11 protein-coding genes are annotated in these 11,942 nt (G+C 66.9%); 4 read left to right on the forward strand and 7 right to left on the reverse strand.

Annotated elements, in window-relative coordinates; all coding sequences use genetic code 11:
• Positions 1–9: 9 nt before the first annotated feature.
• Together ACWDPV_RS05510 and ACWDPV_RS05515 are read left to right on the forward strand one after the other, a co-directional pair.
• A complete protein-coding gene (locus ACWDPV_RS05510; protein WP_348804704.1) occupies positions 10–918 on the forward strand; it encodes a MaoC/PaaZ C-terminal domain-containing protein in 909 nt (302 codons plus the stop codon).
• Between the two features lie 122 nt (positions 919–1,040).
• Positions 1,041–1,472, forward strand: a complete 432-nt coding sequence (locus ACWDPV_RS05515; RefSeq protein ID WP_348804703.1) for a DUF6918 family protein — start codon at positions 1,041–1,043, stop codon at positions 1,470–1,472.
• Positions 1,473–1,582: 110 nt separating this feature from the next.
• Here ACWDPV_RS05515 and ACWDPV_RS05520 read toward each other — a convergent pair whose 3' ends face one another.
• A complete protein-coding gene (locus ACWDPV_RS05520; RefSeq protein WP_348804702.1) occupies positions 1,583–1,714 on the reverse strand; it encodes a hypothetical protein in 132 nt (43 codons plus the stop codon).
• A gap of 173 nt (positions 1,715–1,887) precedes the next feature.
• On the opposite strand from ACWDPV_RS05520, the gene ACWDPV_RS05525 reads away from it, so the two are divergent.
• The gene (locus ACWDPV_RS05525) at positions 1,888–3,600 is read left to right on the forward strand and encodes an MFS transporter (protein ID WP_348804883.1); all 1,713 of its coding nucleotides are present in this window, start codon (positions 1,888–1,890) and stop codon (positions 3,598–3,600) included.
• A gap of 18 nt (positions 3,601–3,618) precedes the next feature.
• Positions 3,619–4,899, forward strand: a complete 1,281-nt coding sequence (locus ACWDPV_RS05530; RefSeq protein ID WP_449742083.1) for an SLC13 family permease — start codon at positions 3,619–3,621, stop codon at positions 4,897–4,899.
• A gap of 389 nt (positions 4,900–5,288) precedes the next feature.
• Here the strand turns inward: ACWDPV_RS05530 and ACWDPV_RS05535 are convergent, their stop codons facing one another.
• From ACWDPV_RS05535 to ACWDPV_RS05560, 6 genes are read right to left on the reverse strand one after another with little or no spacing between them, the layout of a single operon-like run.
• The gene (locus ACWDPV_RS05535) at positions 5,289–6,950 is read right to left on the reverse strand and encodes an AMP-binding protein (RefSeq protein WP_348804700.1); all 1,662 of its coding nucleotides are present in this window, start codon (positions 6,948–6,950) and stop codon (positions 5,289–5,291) included.
• Positions 6,951–6,991: 41 nt separating this feature from the next.
• Complete coding sequence (locus ACWDPV_RS05540; protein WP_348804699.1) at positions 6,992–8,167, reverse strand: lipid-transfer protein; 1,176 nt, start codon at positions 8,165–8,167, stop codon at positions 6,992–6,994.
• Entirely contained in the window at positions 8,167–8,604 is a 438-nt protein-coding gene (locus tag ACWDPV_RS05545; protein ID WP_348804698.1) for a MaoC family dehydratase, read from the reverse strand. Before ACWDPV_RS05545 ends, ACWDPV_RS05540 begins: the two co-directional genes overlap by 1 nt.
• The gene (locus ACWDPV_RS05550; protein WP_449742084.1) at positions 8,601–9,632 is read right to left on the reverse strand and encodes a bifunctional MaoC family dehydratase N-terminal/OB-fold nucleic acid binding domain-containing protein; all 1,032 of its coding nucleotides are present in this window, start codon (positions 9,630–9,632) and stop codon (positions 8,601–8,603) included. The genes ACWDPV_RS05545 and ACWDPV_RS05550 overlap by 4 nt, the downstream gene beginning before the upstream one ends.
• Entirely contained in the window at positions 9,629–10,792 is a 1,164-nt protein-coding gene (locus ACWDPV_RS05555) for an acyl-CoA dehydrogenase family protein (protein ID WP_449742085.1), read from the reverse strand. Before ACWDPV_RS05555 ends, ACWDPV_RS05550 begins: the two co-directional genes overlap by 4 nt.
• Complete coding sequence (locus ACWDPV_RS05560; protein ID WP_449742086.1) at positions 10,792–11,898, reverse strand: acyl-CoA dehydrogenase family protein; 1,107 nt, start codon at positions 11,896–11,898, stop codon at positions 10,792–10,794. Before ACWDPV_RS05560 ends, ACWDPV_RS05555 begins: the two co-directional genes overlap by 1 nt.
• Positions 11,899–11,942: the final 44 nt, after the last annotated feature.

Here is an 11,942-nt window from a genome sequence, read left to right on the forward strand (position 1 = left end):
GGAGATACGATGCCCATCGATCTGTCCGTCGCCCTGGGCGCCGAACTGCCCGAGACCAGCTTCTCGTGGTCGGCCTCCGACATCGCCCTCTATCACCTGGCCGTCGGTGCCGCCGCCGACCCGATGGACACCGCCGGGCTGGCCTACGTCGACGACGTCGCCCCCAAGGTGCTGCCGACGTTCGCCACCGTCGCGGCGTCGTTTCACGCCATCGAGGCACCGAAGGTCAGGTTCCCGGGCATCGACATCGATCTGGCGAAGGTGGTGCACGGAAGTCAGCAGGTGATCGCGCACCGCCCGATCCCCGCCGACGGCAAGGCCACCACCCGGGCGCGGATCGCCGAGATCCAGGACAAGGGATCGGCGGCGGTGATCATCACCGAGAAGGTCACCACCGACTCCGACGGCAACGACCTGTGGACCGAGCGGTCGTCGATCTTCGCCAAGGGCGAGGGCGGCTTCGGTGGCGATCGCGGGACGTCGACGAAACTCACCTACCCCGACCGCGAACCCGATCACCGGCTGACCGCGCCGACGTTGCCCAATCAGGCACTGCTGTACCGGTTGTGCGGCGACCGCAATCCGTTGCACTCGGATCCGGCGTTCGCCGCCCGGGCGGGCTTCCCGCGGCCGATCCTGCACGGATTGTGTACCTACGGGACGGTGTGCCGGACCGTCGTCGACGCCCTCCTCGACGGCGACGTCACCGCGGTGAGCGACTATTCGGCCACCTTCGCCGGGGTCGTCTTCCCCGGCGAGACGCTCGACATCGCGGTCTGGGAGGACTCCGGCCGCTTGCTGATCTCCGCATCGGTCGCCGACCGCGACGGCGCTCCAGCATTGGGCAACGTGGCATTGGGAAACGTGGCATTGGGCAACGTGGCCATCACGTCGGCGAAACCCGCTTCACCGGCCTGATGTGGGGCGATCGGCGGTCCGATGACGGGGCCTGTCCACCTTCGATATCGCACTGACCATACGGACGACGCCGGGCGTCTATTCTGCTCAAGGAAGACCCGTCCCATCCTTGAGGAGAATTGATGAGCGATTCGCTGCAGTCCTTGCTCGACACCAACCGATCGGCCGCCGTCGACGACCTGGTGGGGGTGATCGACTCGCAGGTTTCGGCTCAGAAGGGCATCGGTGGGGCTGCCGTCAAGGCCGCGTACGCCGCCGCACAGAAGGTCAAGCCCGGGATCGTGCGCAAGGCCACCGATCTGATGCTGCCGGACTTCGTCAACGCGCTGACGCCGTTCTGGGATTCGAAGCCCGCCGGAACGGCATTCGGCGATCACCTCGCCGCCAACGCCGACGCCGCGACTGAAGCACTGCTCGCCGTCACCGATGATCAGGTCGAGTCGGCCAAGGCGCCGCTGGTCAAGGCGTACAAGTCGCTGCGGGGCAAGGCGAAGGGATACGTCAGCGACGCCCTACCCGCGGTGGGTGCCGCGGTGGAACGCAACGTCGCATGATCGACGGTCGCGCCGCGTCGACTCGCAACGCGGGTCGGCGGCGCGGCCATGCCGCGCCGTCGCAGTCAGCGCTGTCGCGGACAGGACTGTCGCGATCAGCGCCCGCGCGGTCAGGCTGCGGTCGTCACGATGAGGACGAGCATGCAGACGACCGCGACCAGCGCCGCGAGCATCGCGAGAACGCGCCACACGTGCAGGCGCGGGGTATCGGCGGATCGGGAAGTGTTGACCGGTGCGGCCATGATGTCCCACTTTCAGTTGGCCGGGGCCGGTACCGAGGTGTGGTCACGATCCCCGTGTGTGCGACTTCAGTGATTAATGTGTCACACGTTGCATTTGATGTCGCGTCTTCGGGCCAGCGTGTCGCGTGCGTCACACAGCTGAGCCCCGGAAAATCCACAGGAAGGGCGTGACGATGCGCCGATTCACCTCCATCGATCTGCGATCGGCATGGCTCATCCTGATCTCATGCGCGGCCGTCAGCATGGTCGTGGCCGCCATGGCCGCCCTCAACACGGCCCTCGCCGACATCGCCATCGACATCAACGCCGACACCGGACAGATGACGTGGATCGCCGACGGATACACCCTGGCTCTGGCCGCGCTCCTGCTGCCCGCCGGCGCCATCGGCGACCGCCTGGGCCGGCGCGAATTGCTGATCGCGGGTCTGATCGTGTTCGCGATCGGTTCCCTCGCGGCCATCTGGACCACCGATCCGACCCAACTGATCATCACCCGATGTGTGGCCGGTGCCGGCGCCGCGTTCATCATGCCGACGACGTTGTCGTTGATCACCTCGGGCGTGCCGGAGGACAAACGCAGCATCGGCATCAGCATCTGGGCCGCCGTCGCCGGCGCCGGCGCCATCGCCGGATTCCTGGTGTCCGGGGTCCTGCTGAAGTTCTTCTCGTGGCATTCGATCTTCATCACGTTCGCGGCGTCGGCGGTGCTCACCGCGCTGGTGTGCCTGACGATCGGCACCTCCAAGGACTCCGAGCCGAAACCGTTCGACTATCTGGGCACGCTGGTCTCGATCCTGGCGGTCACCGGCATCGTGTTCGGATTGCTCGAGGCACCCCATCGTGGCTGGGATGACGCGCTCGTCCTGATCACGTTGATCGGCGGCATCGTCCTCGTCGCAGTGTTCTGCCTCATCGAGCTGCGCGGGTCACGCCAGCTCCTCGACGTCCGGCTGTTCACCAACCGCGCCTTCGGTTCCGGCGCATTGTCGGTGGCATTGCAATTCTTCGCCTCCTTCGGCGCGTTCTACCTTCTGCTGCAACGACTGCAGCTGGTGTTCGGCTACACCCCGCTCCAGTCGGCCTTCGCCCTGATGCCCATGGTGGCCGGAGTGAGCATCTTCGCACTCATCGGCAATTGGCTTGCGGTGCGCTATCATTCGCTGCGCTTCGTCTTGGCCGGCGGAATTCTGATCTCCGGGCTCGGCTTCATCCTCATCGGCACCATCGACTACGACACGTACTGGGTGCTGGCGGCGATGCTGTTCTGCACCTCCGTGGGTATCGGCCTGGCGACCGCACCGTCGACGACGGCCATCATGTCCAACACCCCGCTGGACAATCAGGGCGTGGGTTCGGCGGTGAACGACACCGCTCGCGAGATCGGCGCCGCCATCGGCATCGCCATCTCGGGAAGCCTGCTGGCGGCGGGCTATTCGGATCGCATCGGGTCGACCGCAGCACTGGCGCGTGATCAGCTCACCGCCGCCGGACAGCCACAGGCCGCCGCCGAAGCCGGCGAACGGATCTCCCGGTCACTCGCCGAGGCCACCGAGGTCGCCTCCAGACTGCCCGGAGAACTCGGTGCCCGGATCCTGCAGGGCGCGAAAGACGCGTTCATCGAACCGATGAACATGGCGTGTCTGGTGTTGGGGATCGTGCTGGTGGTCGGTGGCGTGGCGCTGGGATTCCTCGCCCCGCGTCGTGTGGTCGCACTCCATCACGACGGTCAACCCGAGTCCGGGGTCAACGAATTCGGCTGGTCCGGTGAGTCCGACGACGACCCTGTTTCGAACGACAACGCAGCGAGCGGGCCGACCGCGAACGAGCCTGCTGCCGACGGCCGCGACTCGAATGACCCCGTGGCGTCCGAGTCCGATTCCGTCTGATTCAACTAGGCTCTCGTCGTGCTCGATTCCCAGAGTGTCCTGGGCACCATCCTGGCTGCCTGCTGCCTGTTCGGTGTGGTCGGCGTTGCCGTATCGGCGCGCCGGATGAGTCCGGCCGTGGTGGCGGTCCCCGCCGCCGTCGTGCTGGTCGTGCTGGGTGTGGTCTCGTGGTCGCAAGCCGGGGACGAACTCTCGTTCATCGGACCCACCATCGGCTTCCTCGCGGCCATGCTCGTCGTCGCCGAGGTGTGCGCCCAGGAAGGCGTATTCGCCTGGATCGGTTCGGTTCTCGCGCGGGTCAGTCGAGGGTCACCGCAACGTCTGCTCGGACTGGTGTTCGTCGCCGCGGCAGTGACCACCGCGGTGCTGTCCATCGATACCACCATCGTGCTGCTGACACCGGTCGCCGTCGCCACCGCGCGTCGCATCGGGGCGAAGGTCGCACCGGCGGGCGCGGCCACGGCACACCTGGCCAACAGCGCGTCGACGCTGCTTCCGGTGTCGAATCTGACCAACCTGCTGGCCTTTTCGGCAACGGGCCTCGGATTCCTCACCTTCGCCGGATTGATGGTCGGTCCGTGGGTCGTGGCCATCGTCGTCGAATACGTGCTATTCCGTTGGTTTTTTGCGAGTGAGTTGCGGTCGGTGCGCGACGAGGCGACTTCGGATGGCCCCGCTCCGACCGCCCCCGCGGTGAGCCGCCCGGCACCTGTGCTGACCCTGGTGTTGCTCGGCCTGCTTCTCGTCGGATTCGTGGTGGCTGAACCGCTGGGTGTGCCGCTGTCGGTCGTCGCCGCGATCGGAGCGGTGGTGATGCTCATCGCTCCCCTGCGACGTGCTCCGCTGCCGACGGTCATCCGCGCCGGGCGCGCACTGAACGTGCCGTTCCTGGCGTTCGTCGCCGCGTTGGGCATCATCATCCTGCCGATACGGCTTGGCCCCGTGGGCGATTGGGTCACCACACTCATCCCGTCCGGCGAGGGGCTCCTCGCTCTGCTGGCCGTCGCGGCGCTGGCGGCGGTGGTGGCCAATCTGCTCAACAATCTGCCCGCCACACTCCTGCTCATCCCGCTCGTCGCGCACGAGCCGGGACTGGCGCTCGCCATGCTGCTCGGGGTCAACATCGGCCCGAATCTCGCCTACTTCGGCTCCCTGGCCAATCTGCTGTGGCGAGATGTGATGCGGCGCAACACCACTCCTCCGCCGACGCGGCGCTACCTCCTGCTGGGGGCGCTCACCGTCCCACCCACCCTGATCGCCGCCGTCGTCGCCCTATGGGTGGGGCTTCAGGTCGGCTGATCGGGGCTTGATCCGGGCTTGATCCTCCAGGCGTGCTCTGCGTTGACAGCGCTCTCGATTCCGTTGACAGCGCTCTCCAGTTCACTGACAGCGCTTGCCATCCCGTTGACAGCGCTCAGGTTCGTCGGCGCAGTAGTTGTCAACGTGGGTACTTTCCAGCGCACGCTGCGGAGGTCTCGACTCGCCGCTCGCCCTGGGGGCTCGCGACGGCTCGACCAACGGGTTGGCGAGCGCCGTCAACGTGGGCGAAGGCGCCGTCAACGGGTGACAGAGCGCTGTCAGCGTGGACACTTTCCAGCGCATCCTGCGGAGGTCTCGACTCGCCGCTCGCCCTGGGGGGCTCGCGACGGCTCGACCAGCAACGAAAGAGCGCTGCGAACGTTCCCGGGTCAGGCCGGGGCCGGCTCCGCACCCGCGGTGGCCGCGGCGTTCTTCGCCCACCGGTAGTCGGCCTTGCCTGCGGGCGTGCGCTTGACCTCGTCGACGAAGACGACGGTGCGCGGAACCTTGTAGCCGGCAAGCGATTCGCGGCAATGTGCCTGTATCTCTTCGAGGCTCGGTTCGGTGGCGCCGTCGGCGACGCGGGCCACCGCGGCCACGCGCTGCCCGTAGCGTTCGTCGGGCACCGGGACCACCAGTGCGTCGCCGATGGCCGGATGCGCGTGGAGTACCGCCTCGACCTCCTCCGCGTACACCTTCTCGCCGCCGGTGTTGATGCATTGGGAACCGCGGCCCAGGAAGACGATGGAACCATCGGCCTCGACGGTGCCCATGTCACCGAGGATCGAGATCCGCCGACCGTCGGGCAGGGTCGGGAAGGTTCGGGCGCTCTTCTCCTCGTCCTTGTAGTACCCGAGTGGCACATTGCCGATACGCGCGATGTAGCCGACATCGCCGGAGCCCGGCTCGATCTGACGATGCCGCTCGTCGACCACCATCATCTTGTCGGTCGGCGGCACCCGGAGATTCCCGTTGTCGTCCATCAGGATCTCGCCGTCATTGCCCGATTCGGAGGCACCGAAGTTGTCGCGCAGGATGAGATCCGGCTTGATGGCGGCGAACCGCTCCCGATTGTGATGTGACCAGATGGCGCCGCCGGAGGTCACCGAGAACAGGGTCGAGTAGTCGACCTCGTCCTTGCGGCGTTCCATCTCCTCCGCGAGCGGCATACCCATCGCGTCACCGACGATGAGGATGATCTGGATTCCCTCGTCCTCGATGCCCTGCACGATCGCCGCCGGGTCGAAGTCGCGCATCAAGACCAGCCGCCCACCCAGGGTGAGGAAGGTGAACAGCGAGTACGACGCCGCGCCGTGCATGAGCGGCGCGGCGATGTTGAAGGCGATCGACCCGAATTCCTGGACAGCAGTTCCCAGTTCGGCGAGATCCTTGCGAGCCTCACCGTACGGGTTGCCGCCGGAGATCGGCTTGCGGAAGAAGTCGTCGTGACGCCACATGACACCCTTCGGATAGCCGGTGGTGCCGCCGGTGTAGAGCAGATACAGTTCGTCGCCGGTACGCGGCTCGAAATCGCGTTCCTCGGAGGCGTTCTCCTCGTCGGCGAAGGACACCACCGCAACCTCGCGGCCGTCGGGAAGCGCGGCGGCCGCCTCGGCCAGCTCCGTCTCGATCGGTCCGATCACGAAAACGGTGCGCACCAAGGGCAGGTCGCCGAGCAGCGCCGCGACGCTACGCTGATGTTCGGGGAGTTCGACGATGATCCCCCGTGAGTCCGAATTGTCGAAGATGTAGCGCAACTCGGTGTTGGTGTAGCGGTAGTTGACGTTGACCGGCACCGCTCGGATCTTGAGCAGTCCCAGCAGGCTCGTCACGTGCTCCACACTGTTCTTGAGGAACAGTGCCACCTGATCATTCGCCTCGATTCCGTTGTCCCGCAGCAGATGCGCGACTCTCGTGGCGAGTCGGTCGAGTTCGGCGTAGCTGATCTGCCGTCCGTCGTAGCTCAGTGCGATGCGGTCGGGCACCGAGTCGGCGACGGTCTCGAACACGTCGGCCAGGTTGAACTTGTGGGGCGCGTCCTGCGTGGTCACTGTCGAACTCCTTTGGGCTGATGATTGTCCGTACCCGAATGTCATTGCGCGGCAAGCACCAGGCCGCTGGTGGGGACTCCCGTCCCGGCGGTGACGATGACGCGTTGCGCATCGCTCACCTGGTTGACCGAGGTCCCGCGGATCTGGCGCACGCCCTCGGCGATGCCGTTCATCCCGTGGATGTAGGCCTCGCCGAGTTGCCCGCCGTGTGTGTTCAACGGCAGACGACCGCCGACCTCGAGCGCACCGGGTTCGGCGACGAAGTCCTTCGCCTCTCCCCGACCACAGAATCCCAGCTCCTCCAACTGCATCAGCGTGTAGGGGGTGAAGTGATCGTAGAGAATCCCGACGTCCATGTCGTCCGGCCGCAGCCCGGACTGCTTCCACAGTTGCCGCCCCACGAGGCCCATCTCGGGCAGCGCGGCGAGGTCATCACGGTAATAGCTGGTCATGATGAACTGGTCGTCGGCACTCCCGGCGGCCGCACCCACGATCACCGCCGGCGGATGCGGCAGGTCCTTCGCACGCTCGGCCGAGGCCACGACGATGGCGACGCCACCGTCGGACTCCTGACAGCAGTCGAGCAGATGGAGCGGCTCGGCGATGTAGCGCGATTTCTGGTGATCTTGCAGGGTGATCGGCTTACCGAAGAAGAAGGCGTTCGGATTGACCGCCGCATGCTTGCGGTCGGCAACGGCCACCCGGCCGAAATCCTCACTGGTGGCGCCGTAGTCGTGCATATACCGCTGCGCCACCATCGCGACGAAGGCCGCCGGAGTCGACAGTCCGTGCGGGTAGGAGAAGGCGTTGTCGGTACCCGACGAGTTCTCCTGGTTCGCGACGGCCGAATTCACCTGTCCGAAACGTAGTCCCGACCGTTCGTTGAATGCCCGGTAGGCGACGACGACGTCGGCGACGCCGGTGGCCACCGCCATCGCGGCCTGCTGGACGGTGGCGCACGCCGCACCGCCGCCGTAGTGGATGCGCGAGAAGTACGTCATCTCACGGATTCCCACCGCACGCGCCACCGCGATCTCGGCGTTGGTGTCCATCGTGAACGACACGAGACCGTCGACGTCTGCCGGGGTGAGGCCGGCGTCGGCGATCGCCGCGGAGACCGCTTCGGCGGCCAGTCGCAGTTCACTGCGCCCGGAGTCCTTGGAGAACTCGGTGGCCCCGATACCGACGATCGCGGCCGCCCCGGAGAGGGTTCCCATCAGTTCTCCCCCGCCCTGTTGCCGCCGACCGCGTGACCGAGTCCGACGACCACCGTCGAGATCACATGCTTGCCCAGCGAATTCGTTCCCACCACCGACACCGTGACCTCATCCCCGTCACGCGCGGTCACCTCGCCGGTGAACGTCACCGAATCGTAGGCGTACCACGGCACACCGAGTTTCAGTCTGATCGAACGCACGCGCGCCGACGGTCCGGCCCAGTCGGTGACGAACCTCTCCACGAGGCCGGTGTCGGTGAGGATGTTGACGAATATGTCCTTCGAGCCCTTGGCCTGCGCCAGATCCCGATCGTGATGCACATCCTGGAAGTCACGCGTGGCCAACGCCGTCGCCACCACGAATGTCGGTGTCGCCTCAATGGTCAACGCGGGCAACGTCTGACCGACCTCGACGGTTGGTACCGCCTCGAGGGTCATGCGCTCACCTCCTTCTGACGCGGCTGCCAGGCATACAGCGTCCACGCAGGTGTACCGGCATCGTCGTCGGCCGGGAAGTCGAGATAGGTTGCCTCGACCGGCATTCCGATGTGCACCTGCTCCGGGTCCACACCACGGAGCTCACCGAGCATCCGCACACCCTCCTCGAGTTCGACGAGGGCGACCACGAACGGCAGCCCCCGTCCGGGCACCTTGGGGGCACGGTGCACGACGTAGCTGAAGACGGTGCCGCTCCCACTCGCGACCACGTAGTCGGTGGCCGGCACGATGCCGTCGGCGCCACGGGGCTTCCACGTCGCCGGTATCGGCGGGTGACGCAACGTACCGTCCTCGACGGCCTGGATGCGCAACTCGTGGGCGGCGATGCCCTCCCAGAAGAAGGCGGTGTCCCGGGAAACACCGGGCCGCAACATCGTCGATGGATCGAGGTCATCGAACGAGGCGCCGGCCGGCGGCTCGGCGGGCGGCGCGGAGGCTCCCGCGCCGGGCGGCCGGAACTTCAGGATCCGGAAATCCATCTCGGCGACCACCTCGTCGCCCACCGACCAGGTGTTGCGGGTGGTGAAGAACCACCCCTCGCCCAGCGCGGTGTTCTTGGGACCGACGACGTCGACGAGTTCGGCGGAGATCGCGACCTGCTCACCGACCTCGACGTAGCGGTGATAGGTGGTGTCGCAGTTGGTGGCGACGACGGAGGTGTAGCCGGCCTCGTCGAAGAGTTCGGTGGCGCGGCCGAGCGGATCGTCGGCGGCCCGCGAACCGTGGAGGCCGCGCATCGTCCACACCTGCGCCATCGCCGGCGGGGCGACCACTCCCGGATGGCCGGCGGCCCGCGCGGAGGCGGCGTCGGTGTAGATGGGGTTGGTGTCGCCGATCGCCTCGACCCAGTTGTTGATCATCGGCTGATTCACCGGGTCCCGGCCCGCCACCGGCGCGCTGGGGCCGTCGCCCTTGATCTGCCGGGCGGCCGACTCGATGGCGTCGATCAGCGTCTGCGATCCGGTCATCGTTTGGCCCTCGGCAATCCGAGTCCGGCGGTGCCGATCATGTCACGCATCACCTCGTTGACGCCGCCCCCGAAGGTGATGACCACGTTGCGTTTCTGCTGCACGTCGAGCCAGTCCACCAACTCGGCAGTCTGCGGATCGGTGAAATCGCCGTAGCGGCCGATGATCTCGTCGATCATCCGCCCCACTTTCTGAAGTCGTTCGGTGGCGAAGACCTTGGTGGCCGCGGCGTCGGCCATGGAGATGGCTTCGCCGGTGGAGGCCACCTGCCAGTTGAGCAACTCGTTGATGCGCGCGTAGGCGTCGATCTCCGCGAGCGCCCGGCGCACGTCGGGATGTTTGGCGATCACCGTGCCGTCCGGTCCGGGGCGTGCAGCCCAGGCACGCACCCGCGCCGCGAGGCCATCGATCCGGCCGGCCGGACCGAGCATCACCCGTTCGTGATTGAGCTGGGTGGTGATCAGCTTCCAGCCGTCGCCCTCCTCACCCACCCGCATCGACAGGGGCACCCGCACATCGCTGTAGTAGGTGGCGTTCACGTGGTGCGCGCCGTCGGCGGTGATGATCGGCGTCCAGGAGTATCCCGGGTCACGGGTGTCGACGATGAGGATCGAGATGCCCTTGTGCTTGGGGGCGTGCCGATCGGTGCGCACGGCCAGCCAGATGAAGTCCGCGTCGTGTCCGCCGGTGGTGAAGATCTTCTGCCCGTTGACGATGTACTCATCGCCCTCGCGGACGGCGCTCGTGGTCAGCGAGGCGAGGTCGGTCCCCGCGTCGGGCTCGGTGTAGCCGATGGCGAAATGCACTTCGCCGGAGAGGATCTTGGGCAGGAAGCGATCCTTCTGCTCGACCGTGCCGTGGGCCTGGAGCGTCGGACCGACGGTCTGCAAGGTGACCGCCGGCAGCGGGACATCGGCGCGGACGGCCTCGTTGGTGAAGATCTGTTGCTCGATCTCACCGAAACCCTTGCCGCCGAACTCCTTCGGCCAGCCGACGCCGAGCCAGCCGTCAACCCCCATCTGCCGCACGATCTTGCGGTAGGTCGGCCCATGCCGTTCGGTGAGCATCGTCGTCGCATCCTCGGGGCTGATGAGGTCGGCGAAGTACTCGCGCACCTGCGCCTTCAACGCCCGCTGATCGGGAGTGAGATCGATGAACATCAGTGCGCTCCTACCGATTCCGACAGTCCGGCCAGCTCGTCGAGGCGGGCCTCGGCGCCACCGACGAGTCGGGCGAGATCCTTGGCGATCGAGAAGTACCGGTGCAGCGGGTAGGTGACGTCGACACCGATGCCGCCGTGCAGGTGGGTCATGGTGCGCAGCGTCGCGGGCACCTCGGCGGCCATCCAGTACGTTCCGATACCCAGATCGTGTTCGGCGTCCAGCCCTTCGGATAGTCGCCACACCGCCGCCGCCGCCGACAACGACAGGGCTCGGCCGACGACGTAGATGTCGGCGAGTTGCTGGCCCACCGCCTGGAACAGCGCGATCGGCTTGCCGAACTGTTCGCGTTCGGTGACGTGCCGCGCGGTAAGCGTGGTCGCTCCGGCCACCAGTCCATCGGCGTAGGTACACAAGGACATTCGGTAGAGGTCGCGCAGGATGCCGAGGTCGGCGGTGAGTACGTCGGCATCGGCGACGGGAACATCGTCGAATCGGATCGTGTACTCACCCCAACCGCTCGACGACGGGGTGCGCCGCATGCTGATCCCCGGCGCATCCGATCGCACGGCAAGAACCCCGATGTCGGTGCCGACGAGCAGCGCGGTCGAGCCCTCGGCATGCAGCACACCGGATTTCACACCGACGAGGTGGCCGTCACGGACGGTGGTCTGCGGGGTGGAGGTGAGCGCGTCACCCGGTTCCCCCAGCGCGACCGCATGCCAGGCACCCTCGGCCAGCGTTCCGGCCCACCGCCGTCGCGGGCCGTCGGCGGTTTCGGGGTCGACGGCACCCAACACGAGCGCCGAGGTCACCGAGCCGAGGACGGGCACGACGGCCGCCGCCGCGCCGAGCCGGCGGAGCAGCGGGGCCACGGCGGTGACCCCGAGATCGTCGCCACCCAGTGATTCGGGGAGTGCGAGCACGTTGAGTCCGGCATCGGCCATCTCGGCCCACAGCCCGTCGTCGAGCCCGCCGACGCCGTTCTGGTCACCAGCGCGCAGTCCACGCCCGAACTTCGTCTCCCAGCGGGTCTCGTGCCGGGAAAGTACGTCGTCGGCGACGTCACCGACCGCGACCGCTTCCGCGTCGAGGGCAAAGTCCACCCGGTGCCTCCTGTTCGAAAAGTAGAACCTGTTCTAGTTGTATC

This window comes from Gordonia sp. NPDC003504 (genome assembly GCF_053587995.1).